A 15,606-nucleotide genomic window follows, 5' to 3' on the forward strand; every position below is an offset into this window, starting at 1 on the left:
GCAACACTGGAAGGCACACGGACGCAAGGCGCGTTTTCCCTTGAACGGTCAAGCACAACGCAGACCGGATGCATCCCGGTCCGACTTGCTGCAATCGCCCCTCTTACGTCCAGTGAAAAAAACCGCCATAACACGCGCATCGATTCATCAGTGCCGAAGGACAAGACCCATGCACGACATCAAAGCCATCCGCGAAAACCCGGAAGCGTTCGACGCTGCCCTTGCGCGCCGTGGAGCAGCCCCGATGTCGTCAGAGATCCTTGCGCTTGACGACGCCCGTCGCGCCAAGATCCACGCGGCTGAAACCGCGCAGGCCGAACAGAACAAGGCCAGCAAATCGGTTGGTGCCGCCAAGGCCAAAGGTGACGAGGACGAATTCCAGCGCCTGCGCGCCCTTGTGGGCGAGAAAAAGGCCGAAGTCGCGCGCCTGAACGACGAAGCCAAAGTCGAAGACGCCAAGCTGACCGATCTTTTGATGGGCCTGCCCAACGCGCCCTATGACGACGTTCCCCAAGGCGAAGACGAAGACGACAACGTCGAAATCCGCAAATGGGGCGAGCCGCGTAGCTTCGACTTCAAACCGGTCGAGCATTACGAACTGGCCGCCGTGAAGGATGGCATGGACTTTGAAACCGCCGCAAAACTGGCGGGCTCTCGCTTTGTGCTGCTGTCGGGCGCTGTCGCCCGCCTGCACCGCGCTTTGGCCCAGTTCATGATCGACACCCATGTCGACGAGAACGGCCTGACCGAAACCATTACCCCCGTGCTGGTACGCGAGGATATGATGTATGGCACGGGCCAGCTGCCCAAGTTCGGCGAAGACAGCTATCAGACCAAAGACGGCTGGTGGCTGATCCCCACCGCCGAAGTCACGCTGACCAACATCGTCAACAACATGACGGTCGAGGAACGCTATTTGCCACGCCGCTATGTCGCTGACACCCAGTGTTTCCGCTCTGAAGCAGGTAGCGCGGGACGTGACACGGCTGGCATGCTGCGCCAGCACCAGTTCGAAAAGGTCGAGATGGTCTCGGTCACCCACCCGGACCAGTCCGAGGCCGAACACGAACGCATGACCAAATGCGCAGAAGGTATTCTTGAGAAACTGGGTCTGCCCTACCGCACCATGGTTCTTTGCACCGGTGATATGGGCTTCGGCGCGCGCCGCACCCACGACATCGAGGTTTGGCTGCCCGGTCAGGATACCTACCGCGAGATCAGCTCTGTCTCGACCTGTGGTGACTTCCAGGCACGTCGCATGAACGCACGGTTCAAGCCCACCGAGGGCGGCAAGCCGCAGTTCCTGCATACGCTGAACGGATCGGGTTTGGCTGTTGGCCGCTGCCTGATTGCAGTGCTGGAGAATGGTCAGCAGGAAGACGGCTCTGTCCAGCTGCCAGAGGTGCTGCACCCCTATATGGGCGGCAAAACCCAGATCACCGCGGACGGTGTGCTCGCATGATTGACCCGATCAAGGCAGTACTGACCTTTTGTGCTGCCTTGTTCTTTGTCTTGTCCCCGGCGCTGACCGGGGGCTTTTCGGGGTATGATCCCGCCCTTTTCCCGGTTCCTTTTGAGAAACACCCGGCGCAACCGGCAGGCTATGCCTTTGCGATATGGGGGCTGATCTATGCCTGGTTGACGGTGATGGTCGCGGTCGGGCTTTTCACCGGCCGGGCAACTGATCCGGTGTGGGAAGGTCCCCGTCTTCCGCTGATCTTGTCACTTGCCCCCGGGGCCGCGTGGATTGGCGTTGCCAATCAGTTCCCGGTCTTGGCCACCTTGTTGATTTTCTGGATGCTTGGAACCGCGCTTTGGGCTTTGCATCGTTGCCCTGACACTGACCGCTGGCTGTTGCGCGTCCCGGTTGCCCTGTACGCCGGTTGGCTGACAGCGGCGAGTTTCGTCTCATTGGCGCTGGTTGGGACCGGCTTCGGGGTTGGTGACAGCCCCTTGGTTTGGGCTGTCATCGCCTTGGCTGGGGCAACGGCCACCGGAACGCTAAGCTTCAAATACCTCACCAAAGAGCCCGCCTATGCGGTTGCTCTTTGCTGGGGCTTTATCGGGATTGTTGTGGCCAACAGCACAGACAATTTTCCCGTCGCCCTACTTGCCGCAGCAGCGACGGCTGTCGTCGGCAAAGTCGGGCTCAAGTTCATCTGATCACGGGCGGACAAGCTGAAACGAACGCATCCGTTTCAGCCGACGTTAGAAGGGTTTTTTGCCCAAGTGTTTCCGAAGCCTCGACGGGGTCGACTTGGTCTTGTTCTTATACGGGTTCTTGTCGCTTTGCCCACGCAGGGTCAGCCGGATCGGCGTACCGGGCATGTCAAAGTCTTCGCGTAACCCATTGATAAGATAGCGACGATAGCTGTCAGGCATCTTGTCCGGATGCGAACACATCACCACGAACCCCGGCGGGCGTGTCTTGGCCTGCGTCATGTAACGCAGCTTGATCCGGCGCCCACCCGGGGCGGGGGGCGGATGCGCCTCGACCATGTCATTCAGCCAGCGGTTCAGCGCGGCAGTCGGGACACGGCGGTTCCAAATCTCGTTGGCCTTCAAGATCGCCTCGTGCAGGCGGTTCAGGCCGCGGCCCGTCTTGGCAGACACGGTGATCAGCGGGGCACCGCGAAGTTGGGGCAGCAGACGGCCAAAGGCCTCTTTCAGCTCTTTCAGCTTTTCCTGCTTGTCGCCTTCAAGGTCCCACTTGTTTACGGCCACAACAACGGCACGGCCTTCGCGTTCCGCCAAATCGGCGATGCGCAAGTCCTGCTGCTCGAACGGGATATCCACGTCCAGAAGCACCACGACGACCTCGGCGAATTTCACCGCGCGCAAACCGTCAGAGACCGAAAGCTTCTCTAGCTTCTCCTGCACCTTGGCGCGTTTGCGCATCCCGGCAGTGTCCCAGATGCGCATGGGCGTATCGTTCCAGGTGAACTGGGTCGAAATCGCGTCGCGGGTGATCCCGGCTTCTGGGCCGGTCAGCATCTTGTCTTCGCCCAAGATCTGGTTGATTAGGGTCGACTTGCCCGCATTGGGGCGGCCCACGATGGCCACCTGAAGCGGCTTTGCGACAGTGATCTGGCGACCGCCGTCAACTTCTTCTTCGGCATCCGCATCCACGTCGATGTCGGTTTCCGGTGCGATCTTCGCTTCGCGTTCTTTGAACTCGTCTGCGATCGGCGCCAGCATCTCCAGCAACTCGCCCATGCCCTCGCCATGTTCGGCGGACAGGCGCAGCGGATCACCAAGGCCAAGCGAGTATGCCTCTAGCACACCAGAATCGGCGGCGGCTCCTTCGCCCTTGTTCGCAGCAAGGATCACATGGGCCGAACGTTTACGCAGGATATCGGCGAAAACTTCATCCGCGGGCAGAACGCCAGCGCGGGCGTCGATCATGAACAGGCAGACGTCAGCCATGTCGACAGCGCGTTCGGTCAGACGACGCATACGGCCCTGAAGGCTGTCGTCGGTTGCCTCTTCCAGACCGGCAGTATCGATGACGGTAAAGCGCAGGTCGCCCAGACGCCCTTCCCCTTCGCGCAGGTCACGCGTCACCCCGGGCTGGTCATCGACCAACGCCAGTTTTCGGCCAACCAGACGGTTGAACAGGGTGGATTTGCCCACATTGGGCCGCCCGACAAGGGCGAGGGTAAAGCTCATGTCATGCTCCGCGAGAGCGTCAGCGCAGAATCGCGCGTCAGCGGAAAGCGTGCAATTGCCCCTTTGCCGAGACAATGTAAAGGGTTTGTCCAGCTACAACCGGATTGGACGCTGCACCGCTTGGGATGTCGATTTCCCCCAAAAGGGAACCATCAACAGGGTCAAAGCTGCGCAGAACCCCGTCGCCAGAGCCGACAATCACGCGGCCACCAGCCACGATCGGGCCGTAATGCGGATAGACCGCCTTGCGCCGTTTGACCTTTTCCTTGGTGAACAGCGGAAGGTTGACGCCCCAGATCTTGTCGCCGGTTTCCGCGTCCAGACGAATAAGTTCGGCCTGATCGGTCACCATGAAGACAGAGTCGCCTGCAGGCCACAGCGGGCTGTAGGCCCCCTCTTCCACCGTCCAGATACGCTGACCGCTGGACGCGGACACAGCGACGGTCTGGCCAGATTGGTTGGCCGCATAAATCACGTTCCCATCAATAACCGGGTCACCGGTCAGATCGTCGATCGCGCCATAGACCTTCCCGCGACGCTGACCTGCTACAGAACTGGCCCAGACCCGCACACCGCTTTTGCGCAGGGTCGCCACCAGTTCAGAGGTGCCCATCGGGAAAATCGCCAGACGATCTGAGATCGCCGGAGAGGCCGCCCCAACCAGGCCAGCCGCAGAAGGCGCACCAGAGACTTGCCACAACACGCGGCCATCTTCGGCCCGAACAGCCCATGCGCGGTTGTCACGTCCAACGACATAAACAATGCCGTCCTGAACGGTCGGCGCACCAGAAACAGAGGCCAGAGTGTCCTGCACCCAGATCACCTCACCCGTAGCGGCATCAACTGCGTTCAACTCGCCAAAACCGGTGGTCGCATAGATAACGCCCGCATCGAAGGCCAATCCGCCACCGGACGCATCCTGATTCTTCTCGGACGCAGGGGTCAGGTCGGTTTCCCAAAGCGCGCCACCATCGGTGGTAAACGCGCGCAGTCCACTGCGGGCATCAAGCGTAAACACGCGCCCCCCAGCCACAACAGGATCTGCGGTCAGGCTGTGTTTCTTGCCGTTCCCGGCGCCAATATTGGCGGACCAGATACGGGTCAAACCGCCAGACAGCGCGGGATGCGCAATCGTATGAGACGCGCTGCCGTTTTTCTGCGGCCACTCAGCATTTGCCTGTGCCGCAGCCAACGAAATCGGACGAGAAGTTTCGGTGACAACGGCCTCGGCGTCTATGCTGCCGGCCAAAGCGGCTTCGCGCACATCAATGCGTTCGCCGACCAGTGGCACTTCACGCTGGCCACAGGCTGTCAAAACCAAGGCGGTCGCCAGAAGACCAATACTCTGTTTCACTATCACTTGACCCAAACCTCCGTTTCGGATGTGTCTTGTGCCAGCTAGTTCGCCGGAACACCTCCGAGAGCGACAATCAACTGTGCCGCGCGTTGACGCAAGCCCTGTGTGACCTCTTCCAGTGTCAGAATCTCATTCAACTGCGAAATTGCGCCGTCGGTGTCGCCTTCTTCCAGCGTCAGCAACGCCAGTTGTTCCAGCGCTACTGCGCGATACGGTGCACCTGCAACGGCCAGGGGCGTCAGAGCCTCACGACGGGTCGCGACATCCAACGTTTCCGCGCCAATCAGAACCCGCTTGATCGCCGCCAGATCACGGAACGCCAGCGGCAAGGTCGTGTTGTCAGCAATGGCTTGCAGACGAGTCATCGCGCCCTCAGGGTTTTCCGAGGCCAGTTCCTCTGCAGAAGCCAGGAAGGCAACAACTGCGGCTGCTTCACCTTCGACCGGGACGGCGTCCAGTGCTGCCGCATCGCCTGCTTCGGCGGCGGACAGGATCGCGTCGCCCAAAGCCTGCGCTTCGGCCGCTTTTTTCGCCTTGTTCCATTCGTTCCAGGCCGCGCCACCGACGATCAGCACCACAGCGGTGATTCCAATCCAGCCATAGCGGCGGAACATCTGGAAAAGTCGCTCGCGGCGGACCTCTTCTGTGACTTCTTCGATAAAGCTGTCGGGGTTGCTCATATCTGCCTCGTTCTTGGGTTGGCCCGTCATACTCTACGATTGCGCAGATTGCCAAGCCCCACCGGCGCTTTACGTTCAGGGAAGAACCACTATAAGTAAACCAAACTGTTCAGCGCTAACGTAACATGAGCGTGTTGTGAGCTTTCGTTCAAAACATATATAGTCCCAATAAATCAGCCCGAGTCATTGCCATGCGCCTAATGCCCTTTTTGACCGCCATTGTGGTCGCAGCCGTTCTCGTCCTGCTTGTATTGCAAAGAGACAAAGTTATGGAATTCGCCGGACGGTCGTCCGACGACACCGCAGTGGCGGTGGAAACATCGGAAACGACCGCTGCCGAGGCACCTGATACGCGGGTTTCGGTCGTGGCGCGCAAATCTGTTGCGCAGCCTGTCGACAACGCGGTTCTGGTGCGCGGACGCACCGAAGCAGCTCGTCAGGTTGATGTCCGTGCAGAGACCGCCGGGGCGGTGATCTCGGAGCCCCTGCGTCGTGGCGCGATGGTGACCGCCGGACAAATGTTGTGCCAAATTGATCCCGGAACGCGTGAAGTTGCCTTGGCAGAAGCCGAAGCGCGTCTGGCAGAGGCCGCTGCGCGTCTGCCCGCCGCCGAAGCCACACTGGCAGAAGCGCAGGCGCGTCTGGACGAAGCCCTGATCAATGACCGCGTGGCCTCTCAACTGAAAAAGGACGGGTTCGCGTCTGAAACCCGCGTCGCCTCGACCGCGGCCAGCGTGTCCAGCGCGCGCGCAGGCATTCTTGCCGCCAATTCCGGGCTGGAAGGCGCCGAAAGTGGCATTCGCGCGGCCGAAGCCGCCGTGGCTGCCGCAAAGAAGGAAATCGAGCGTCTGACCATCAAAGCCCCCTTTGCCGGGCTCTTGGAATCAGATAGCGCCGAGATCGGATCGTTCCTGACCACCGGTGGTACTTGCGCCACGGTCATTCAGTTGGACCCGGTCAAGATCGTCGGCTTTCTGGCTGAAACCGATGTGGACCGCGTTACAACCGACAGTCTGGTTGGCGCCCGTCTGGCGTCCGGTCGCGAAGTTGTCGGCAAGGTCTCTTTTGTCAGCCGCGCCGCTGACAGCAGCACCCGAACCTTCCGGGTCGAAGCGACCATCCCGAACCCTGATCTGGCAATCCGTGACGGCCAGACCGCCGACATGATCATCTCTACCGGCGGTGTTGATGCTCATTTGGTACCGCAATCCGCCCTGACGCTGAACGACAACGGTGTCATCGGCGTCCGGATCGTAACGGAAGGCGCGGCAGCCTTTGCCGCGATCGAGGTTCTGCGCGACACGCCCGAAGGGGTCTGGGTCGGCGGCCTGCCTGAACAGGTTGAGGTGATCGTCGTAGGACAGGAATTCGTCACCGACGGCGTCCCCGTGAAAGTCAGTTATCAGGAGTACGGTCAATGACCGGCATAATCGACTGGGCCTCTGGCCGCGCCCGCATGGTCGTGGCCTTTATCGTGCTATCGCTTCTGGCCGGCGCGATGGCCTACAGCAACCTGCCCAAAGAAGGTGAGCCGGACATCGAGATTCCGGCTCTGTTCATTTCTGTCCCCTTCCCCGGCATCTCTGCCGCAGACGCCGAGAAGCTGCTGATCAAACCAATGGAGACAGAGCTTTCAGACCTTGATGGCCTGAAGGAAATGAGCGCGACGGCGCAGGAGAACTATGCCGGTCTGGCGCTAGAGTTCGAATTTGGCTGGGACAAGACGAAGATCCTTGCCGATGTCCGCGACGCGATGAACACAGCCGAGGCAGAGTTCCCTTCGGGGGCAGAGAAATACTCGGTCAACGAGATCAACTTTTCCGAATTCCCGATCATCATCGTGAACCTGTCCGGTCCGGTTCCAGAACGGACTTTGCTGCGTGTTGCCAAGGACTTGCAAGACAAACTTGAAAGCCTTGAGCCCGTGTTAGAGGCCGGTCTTGCCGGACATCGCGACGAGATGCTGGAAGTCATCATCGACCCCCTGCGGTTAGAGGCTTACAACGTCACCGCCGCAGAGCTAATCAATGTGGTCGTAAACAACAACCAACTGATCGCGGCGGGTGAGGTAGAGACGGAACAGGGCGCCTATAGCGTGAAGATCCCGTCGTCCTTCGACGATGCGCGGGACGTCTATAACCTGCCGGTCAAAACCAACGGTGACCGCGTTATTACCCTTGGCGATCTTGCCGAGATCAACCTGACTTTTGAAGACCGAGAGGGCACCGCCCGGTTCAACGGCGACACCACAGTCGCGTTGCAAGTCGTCAAACGTAAAGGGTTCAACATCATCGACACCTCTGCCCTTGTGAAGCAAGAGGTCGAGAAGGTCCGCGCCACGTGGCCGCCTGAACTGCAGGCCGCCGTTAAGGTTGGCACCTCGATGGACCAGTCGCGCACGGTGGCCTCTATGGTCAGCCAGCTTGAAGGCTCTGTCCTGACGGCGATTGCACTGGTGATGATCGTGGTACTGGCCTTTCTTGGCGCCCGGTCTGCGCTGTTGGTGGGCTTTGCGATCCCGACGTCCTTCCTGTTGTGTTTCGTTCTGCTTGGCCTGATCGGCGTGGCGATTTCGAACATTGTCATGTTCGGTCTGATCCTGGCCGTAGGTATGCTGGTCGATGGGGCAATCGTTGTCGTTGAATACGCCGACCGCCGCATCAAGGAAGGTTCTGGCCCCATGCACGCCTTTACCGACGCGGCCAAGCGGATGTTCTGGCCCATCGTCAGTTCGACCGCCACAACGCTGTGTGCCTTTCTGCCGATGCTTTTCTGGCCGGGTGTACCGGGTGAGTTCATGGGCATGCTACCGGTCACCCTGATCTTCGTTCTGTCGGCCTCGCTGGTTGTCGCGCTGATTTACCTGCCGGTAATGGGCGGTGTCGCGGGCCGGTATTCCCGCGTGCTTGAAAATGCCGCGGACATTCTTAAACCGCTTCCTTGGCTCGTGCGGGCCTTGCTTGTCCCTGTTTCAATGGCAGTCCTTTTCACCGCCGTGATGCAGTTGTTGAACCCCGCCTACCTGACGGGCAAAGACATGGGGACCCCAAGCGTCGTTATTGGCGCAGTGCTGTTCCTTGTCGGTGCCTCGGCCACTTCGATCACCATGACCGCGGCCCAGATTCAACGTCGCCCGAAGTCCATCAAAGCAGGCTATCGCCGCTCGGTCTTTGGTCACGTCATCCACTTTGTCGCTGGCAATCCAATCATGCCGATCATCACTATCGGCGCTATTCTGTTCTTCGTCGTCAGCGTTTTTGGCTACTTCGGCAAGAACAACAACGGGGTCGAATTCTTCGTGGATTCCGAGCCAGAGCAGGCCATCGTCTATGTCCGCGCACGGGGCAACCTGTCGCTGAACGAGAAAGACAACATTCTGAAAGCGGCCGAGAAGATCGTTATTGCCCATCCGGGTGTCGACTCGACCTTTGCTTTTGCGGGCTCTGGCGGGTTGAACCAGAACACCGGTGGGGCGCAGCCCCCACTGGATACGGTCGGACAGGTTCAGTTCGAGCTGGTTCCATGGGAAGAACGTTCGGACAGACCCGATCTGGACGGCAATGTCGTGCTGAACGAGTTAGAGGCGGAATTACGTACCCTGCCCGGCATTCAGGTCGAGATCCTGTCGCAAGACCGGGGTCCGGCTTCTGCCAAGCCTGTTCATCTGCGACTGAAGGGGGATGACCTTGCGGTGCTGGAAGAAGGCATTCATCTGGCACGCTCGCAGTTCGACGCGACCCCTGCCCTTCGGGATATCGAAGACACGCTGCCCCTGCCCGGCATCGACTGGCAGATCGACGTGGACGTGGAAAAAGCTGGTCGCTACGGCGCGAACGTCGCCACCGTTGGCGGCATGGTGCAACTGGTCACCCGCGGCCTGTTGCTGGACACAATGCGCGTCGACAGTTCGGATGAAGAGATCGAAATCCGGGTGCGCCTGCCCGAAGAAGACCGTGTATTGTCGACGCTGGACAGCCTGAAGGTGCGCACCGAAGACGGGCTGGTGCCGCTGTCAAACTTCATCTCGCGCACACCTGTGAAAAAGCTGGGGCGGATCACACGCGTCGATCAACAACGCTATTTTGATGTGAAGGCTGGTGTAGAAAGTGGCTGGTTCAAGCTGATGTCCGAAGACAGCAAGACACCTGTCGCCTATGCCTCGGCACAAGACGACAATGGCGTCCTGACCTTCTTGCCAGGCACAACTGAGACGGCTGATCTGCAACAAATGGTGGATGAGGGCGACCTGAACCCGGTTCCCGTTACTCCGGCAGATCGGATCGAGTTACTGACCTCATGGCTGAATACCAATCCGCTGCCCGATGGGCTGACGTGGGAATGGACTGGCGATCAGGAAGACGAGGCCGAAAGCCAGGCCTTCCTGTCCCAAGCCTTTGCTGGCGCTTTGGGCCTGATGTTCATCATCCTCTTGGCGCAGTTCAACAGCTTCTATAACGCTACGCTGGTTTTGTTGGCGGTGGTTCTGTCCACCACGGGCGTTCTGATCGGTATGCTGGTCATGGATCAGAGCTTCTCGATCATCATGACCGGAACAGGGATCGTGGCGCTGGCGGGAATCGTGGTGAACAACAACATTGTTCTGATCGACACCTATCAGGAATACAGCCAGTACATGCCCAAGATCGAGGCCATCACCCGCACGGCCGAGGCGCGTATCCGCCCGGTTCTGCTGACCACGGTGACCACGATGGCGGGCCTGTCGTCGATGATGTTTGGCCTAAGCTTTGACTTCTTCAACGGCGGCTATTCCATCGACAGCCCCACCGCGCTGTGGTGGAAGCAGCTGGCGACGGCCGTGGTCTTTGGCCTTGGTATCGCGACGATGCTGACGCTGGTCTTCACCCCGTCGCTGCTGGCCCTGCGCATCTGGTTCTGGACCGGCGCGTACAAGTCCTTTTACGCTCTGCGCGCCCTGTCCTTGGGCCGCGAAAGCCGAGAAGCACGTGATGTGGCCCTGCGCCGCGAGGCCCGCAAGACAGCGGCGACAGACATTCTGTGGGACTTTGATCCGACGGTCAGCACCCCCAGTGACCAGACCCACAGTCCTTCTGTGAAAGCCGCTGAATAGCGGCTTTCATTCAGGGCAGGAAAACGTCGCGGACATAGACCGGAATGGCAAGGATTGAGACAAGCTCCTCGCTGCCGTCGAAGGCTGCGGCCAGTTCCGGCGCAGTGACGGTATAAGTCACAGTACCGTTCAGCGGTTTACCCAAGGCCTTGCTCATCAACAGCTCGACCAATTGGTCATAGCGATAGATGCGATGGAACTCTGGATCCTCGGTTGAATGCGGCATCGCCGTCTGGTCTTCGCTTAGGCTCGGTGTTCCGGCAGTGTAGGACAGGTCGAACCCTATCTCTCCGCCTGTTTCAGGCGCGACAGAGAAGGACACGCTTACACTCACATCGCCTTCAGTATTCACCATGTCGCTTCCGGATTTGGAAAGCGTTGCAGCAGTTCCTTTCCCATAGGGGGCGGCAAGCGGGGGCGAGCCGTAATCCTTGGCGACGAACATACGCGCACCCTCGACGCCCTTTTTCACCCCATAGGCCAGCACGGCCGAGGACAGTTCATTAGACGGGCTTAAGGGCTTGCCTTCGGCGTCGCGCATCAGGTGGCGATCCATGAAGACAACAAGCAAGTTCGTTCCGGCAATCGGCCCTTTTGGCAAAGTGATCGCTTTCCATCCCTCTGGCATCATCGCCTGCACGGCCGCGTCATTGGCTTTGAACGCCAATATGACCCTGCTTTCCACACTAGAGCCGACTTTGGTTTCCGCAGTCACAAGGGCGGGCGACGTCACTGCTGTGACAAAAAGCGCTGCCGCCATAAACAGTCGAGTAGACTTTCTTCTAAGCATGATTTCCTCCCATATTGCTACGCCGGAGGGTGTCGTCCCTCGGGCGCCACGATAGAGAGGATAAACCGGACCAGTGGCCGCGACATTGATTCAGGTCAGCAAGCTTTTTCGGCCCCAAACGGCCCACAATATTCGGGGTTTTGGCGGCAGAACGTCCTGTTAAATCCTTTAGACCTTCACCCTATGCAGGTTGTTTTGTGGCCTTCTGGTGCATCTCATGCTCGGACAGTTGACGGTTCCACATCGCGGCGTAGCGGCCCTCTTTCTCCAGCAAGGCGTCATGCGTCCCGCGTTCGGCGATCACGCCGTTTTCCAGCACTATGATCTCATCCGCATCCACGATGGTCGACAGTCGGTGGGCGATCATCAGGACGGTACGCCCCTGCCCCATGTCGTTCAGCTCTTTCTGGATCGAGGCCTCTGTCTCGCTGTCCAGCGCCGAGGTTGCCTCGTCCAGCAGCAGGATCGGCGGGTTCTTCAGCAGGGTGCGGGCAATGCCGACACGCTGTTTCTCACCGCCAGACAGTTTCAGCCCGCGCTCCCCCACTTGGGTGTCATAGGCATCGGGCAAGGCCATGATGAAATCGTGGATTTTGGCGGCCTTGGCGGCGGCCTCGATCTCGGACCGGGTCGCATCGGGGCGGCCATAGGCGATGTTGTAGTAGATGGTGTCGTTGAACAGCACCGTGTCCTGCGGAACCACGCCGATTTGCGCATGCAGGCTTTCCTGCGTCACGTCGCGCACATCCTGACCGTCGATCGACAAACTGCCCCCGTTCACGTCGTAAAAGCGGAACAATAACCGTCCGATGGTTGATTTGCCAGAGCCCGACGGGCCGACGATCGCCAATGACCCACCCGCAGGAACGGTGATATCCACACCTTTCAGGATGGGACGTTCGGTGTCATAGCCGAAGACGACATCCTTCAGAACGACCTCTCCTTTGCTGCAAACCAGATCGCGGGCGCCGGGCTTGTCGGCGACCTCGGCAGGCTGTTCCAACAGGTCGAACATCTCGGACATATCCACCAGCGACTGGCGTATCTCGCGATAGACGGTACCAAGAAAGTTCAACGGCATGGTGATCTGGATCATGTAGGCGTTCACCATGACAAAGTCGCCCACGGTCAACTGTCCGCTTTGCACACCCATCGCCGCCAGAACCATAACTCCGACCAATCCGGCAGTGATCAGCAGCGACTGGCCAAAGTTCAGGAAGGCCAAAGAGTATGAGGTCTTCAGCGCTGCCTTTTCATACCCCTCCATAGCGGTGTCATAACGGCCGGCCTCTCTCTTTTCAGCGCCGAAATACTTCACGGTTTCAAAGTTCAGCAGGCTGTCGATGGCCTTTTGGTTGGCGTCCGTGTCTTGATCGTTCATCTGTTTGCGGATCTTCACGCGCCATTCGGTGACCTTGAAGGTGAACCAGACATAAAGCGTGATGGTCACCATCACGATGCCCAGATAACGCGCATCAAACAGAACGAAGAAGATGATGGCGATGAACAGAAGCTCTAGGATCAACGGCCCGATGCTGAACAGCATGAAGCGTAGCAGGAACTCTACCCCCTTCACGCCGCGCTCGATGATCCGGCTGAGGCCCCCGGTTTTGCGCGTGATGTGATAGCGCATCGACAGGCGGTGAATATGGGTGAAAGTTTCCAGCGCCAGACGGCGCAGCGCCCTTTGCCCGACACGGGCAAAAACCACGTCGCGCAGTTGCTGGAACCCGACGCTCATCAGCCGGGCCATGCCGTAGGCGACCGTCAGACCGATGGCACCGATCGCCAGCATCCACGTCGGGTCTGCCGCACCTTCGCCCGTCAGCGCATCAACCGCGGCCTTGTAGAACATCGGAGTAACGACAGAGACAACCTTGGACAGCAAAAGCATCCCAAGCGCGATCACCACGCGGTATTTCACCCACGCCTGACCCTCGGGCCAAAGATAGGGCAAGACCCGCCTGATCACACGCCAGCCACTGCCCTTGGGCATGGGTTTGCTAAGGTCCAGAGTTGTCGGTCGCATGGGGTGCCTTTCCTACTGCTCTCCTACCTAGGGTCGAAGACCAAGGATAGCCACCCCTAGTTCTTGGGAGGAACGTCGAAAATCTGCCCCGGATAGATCAGGTCAGGGTTGCGGATCTTGTCCCGGTTTGCCTGAAACACCTCAATGTATTTCAAACCATCCCCATAGTTCTTCTCTGCGATCGCCCACAGCGTGTTGCCGGGCTGTACCGTCACTGTGATCGGGCCAGAGGGCGCAACTGGCTTGGGGCTCTCGGCGACGACTGGCTCTGTCACAACAGGTTCAGAGGTGGCTGGCTCTGTAGTCGCGACTTCAACCGTTTGGCTGGTCCCTTCCGCCGGCTCAGCAGCCTGTTCGTCAGCACCTTCGACCTGCGCTGTTTTCTCAACCTCTGCGGCGGCGGTAGTTTCCCCGGCGGGCTGCGGTTCCTCTGCTTCCGGACTTTCTTCAAGCAACGCTGTTACCACTTTACGGTCAACCCGCTGGAACGGTGTCTCGAACCGAGACGCCACTTTTCCATCTTCGGCGACCATGTCCGCCCGCAAAGTATACAGACCGGGCACGATATCGGCGAAGGTTCCAGCCCATTTGCCAGCCTCATCGGCGCGTACGCCACCGATATTCTCATTGTCCAGATACAGCCGCACATAGCTTCCGGCGGCGGCACGCCCGCCAAGCTCTACATCGCCGGTCTCGGAATAGCTGATGACTTCGACAATCACCTTATTCTGCAAAGCCGGGTCTGTATCAGCCCCGGATTGCACGACCTCGACCCCCTCATCCGTGGCCACTACGATCGTCGGGGTACTTGGCGCTGGTTCGGCGTCCTCAACCGTTTCGGGTTCCGCAACCGTTTCGGATTCCTCGGCAGCTTCGGGTGCCTCGGCGGTTTCGGTAGTTTCCTCGGTGCTTTCTTCTGTCTGAGCAGGTTGCTCTTCGACCACTGCCACTTCAGGCTCAGGCTCAGCAACCTGGTTGGGCTGCACGAAAACGATGTCATTCGAGCCAACTTCAGTCCCGTCGCTCAAAGCGGCTGACAGAGTCAACGCCCGCGCGGCCTTACTTGGCGGCAGATCGAAGAATGCTACGAACTTGCCGGCTGCATCCGCTGTGACCTCGGCCAAAGTGTTTCCGGACAATTGAACTGAAACCGTAGCGCCCGGCTCTGCCTGACCGGCAACAAGGGAATTCCCATCGGGCGCGATCCGCACAACGTCGAACGCAGGTTCGATTGGCTGCGGCGCTGGCGCCGGGGGTGGCGTCGGTTCAGGCACAGGCTCTGGTTCTGGTGCGGCCTCAACAACGGGTTGCCCGGCATCGGCGGGTTCGGCGCTTTCTGCGGTCTCTGCGCTTTCCGCAGTTTCAGCGCTTTCCGCAACCTCGACGCCCTCAGACGGCTCAGTGCTTTCGGCATCCCCAGCCGTTTCCGCAGTTTCCGCGGTTTCCTCTTCAACAACAGGCGCAGTGCTCTCAGCGGACTCGGCTGCATCCACTGACGTGGTGTCTTCTGTTTCCTCGGCCTCGGGCGTCGCCTCAACCGGCTCGACGTCTGCAACCTCTTCCGGGCCCGCTTCTTCCGCAGGCTCTACGGACTCAACAACTATAGGAGTCTCTTGATCGGCGCCAGCTTCAGACGCGCTCTCCACCTCAGCAGTTTCTTCTTCAACCTTCTCTTCAGCGGCGGGCGCAGGTTCGGCTTCGACAACCGTTTCCTCTGCAGGCTCGGGCGATGCCTCAGCAACTGGTTCAGCTACGGATTCGGCCTCAGTCGCGGTCGCTTCCGCCTCTGGCGTTACCGCAGTAACGTCGACTTCTGGCGCTGGCGCAGGCCGCAATACCAGAAATAGCCCCGCCAGGATCGCCAGTATGCCCGCAATCTTGCCAGCCGGCCCAAGTTTATTCCAAAACTGCATCTTCTCTTCCCCTCGCGCGTCTTCCCTTATCACCGCGCTTGAGCGACCATAACAACGGGGGTATCAGGGGTCCAGAAAA

General features: G+C 59.5%; 10 protein-coding genes. 4 read left to right on the forward strand and 6 right to left on the reverse strand.

Features of this window, described 5'->3' with window-relative positions:
* Positions 1-169: 169 nt before the first annotated feature.
* Both serS and CLM58_RS14550 read left to right on the forward strand, forming a co-directional pair.
* A complete protein-coding gene (serS, locus tag CLM58_RS14545; RefSeq protein WP_095596600.1) occupies positions 170-1,462 on the forward strand; it encodes a serine--tRNA ligase in 1,293 nt (430 codons plus the stop codon).
* Entirely contained in the window at positions 1,459-2,163 is a 705-nt protein-coding gene (locus CLM58_RS14550) for a hypothetical protein (protein WP_229666091.1), read from the forward strand. The genes serS and CLM58_RS14550 overlap by 4 nt, the downstream gene beginning before the upstream one ends.
* 45 nt (positions 2,164-2,208) lie before the next feature.
* Here the strand turns inward: CLM58_RS14550 and der are convergent, their stop codons facing one another.
* Genes der through CLM58_RS14565 form a run of 3 tightly spaced genes read right to left on the reverse strand, consistent with a single transcriptional unit; the run spans position 2,209 to position 5,736 of the window.
* Positions 2,209-3,669: a ribosome biogenesis GTPase Der gene (gene der, locus CLM58_RS14555; protein WP_095596601.1), complete on the reverse strand. Its 1,461-nt coding sequence runs from the start codon at positions 3,667-3,669 to the stop codon at positions 2,209-2,211.
* A 37-nt stretch (positions 3,670-3,706) separates the two neighbouring features.
* Positions 3,707-5,023 (reverse strand): outer membrane protein assembly factor BamB family protein, encoded by a 1,317-nt coding sequence (locus tag CLM58_RS14560; protein ID WP_229666090.1) that lies wholly within the window; start codon positions 5,021-5,023, stop codon positions 3,707-3,709.
* 44 nt (positions 5,024-5,067) lie between these two features.
* The gene (locus tag CLM58_RS14565; protein WP_332881213.1) at positions 5,068-5,736 is read right to left on the reverse strand and encodes a hypothetical protein; all 669 of its coding nucleotides are present in this window, start codon (positions 5,734-5,736) and stop codon (positions 5,068-5,070) included.
* Positions 5,737-5,906: 170 nt separating this feature from the next.
* Here CLM58_RS14565 and CLM58_RS14570 point away from each other — a divergent pair, with 170 nt between their 5' ends.
* Together CLM58_RS14570 and CLM58_RS14575 are read left to right on the forward strand one after the other, a co-directional pair.
* Positions 5,907-7,127 (forward strand): efflux RND transporter periplasmic adaptor subunit, encoded by a 1,221-nt coding sequence (locus tag CLM58_RS14570; protein ID WP_332881214.1) that lies wholly within the window; start codon positions 5,907-5,909, stop codon positions 7,125-7,127.
* Positions 7,124-10,795, forward strand: a complete 3,672-nt coding sequence (locus CLM58_RS14575; RefSeq protein WP_095596604.1) for an efflux RND transporter permease subunit — start codon at positions 7,124-7,126, stop codon at positions 10,793-10,795. Before CLM58_RS14570 ends, CLM58_RS14575 begins: the two co-directional genes overlap by 4 nt.
* A gap of 10 nt (positions 10,796-10,805) precedes the next feature.
* On the opposite strand, the gene CLM58_RS14580 is transcribed toward CLM58_RS14575, so the two are convergent.
* The 3 genes from CLM58_RS14580 to CLM58_RS17370 all read right to left on the reverse strand — a co-directional run bounded on the left by CLM58_RS14580 (position 10,806) and on the right by CLM58_RS17370 (position 15,527).
* A complete protein-coding gene (locus tag CLM58_RS14580; RefSeq protein ID WP_143226582.1) occupies positions 10,806-11,585 on the reverse strand; it encodes a hypothetical protein in 780 nt (259 codons plus the stop codon).
* A gap of 181 nt (positions 11,586-11,766) precedes the next feature.
* Positions 11,767-13,614 carry an ABCB family ABC transporter ATP-binding protein/permease gene (locus tag CLM58_RS14585; RefSeq protein ID WP_095596606.1) on the reverse strand — a complete coding sequence of 616 codons (1,848 nt, stop codon included), beginning with the start codon at positions 13,612-13,614 and terminating at the stop codon, positions 11,767-11,769.
* Positions 13,615-13,670: 56 nt separating this feature from the next.
* On the reverse strand, positions 13,671-15,527 hold the full coding sequence (locus tag CLM58_RS17370; RefSeq protein ID WP_229666089.1) for a LysM peptidoglycan-binding domain-containing protein: 1,857 nt from the start codon (positions 15,525-15,527) through the stop codon (positions 13,671-13,673).
* Between the last annotated feature and the right edge of the window lie 79 nt (positions 15,528-15,606).

The sequence above is a fragment of the Actibacterium pelagium genome (assembly GCF_002285415.1).
Classification (GTDB): domain Bacteria; phylum Pseudomonadota; class Alphaproteobacteria; order Rhodobacterales; family Rhodobacteraceae; genus Actibacterium_B; species Actibacterium_B pelagium.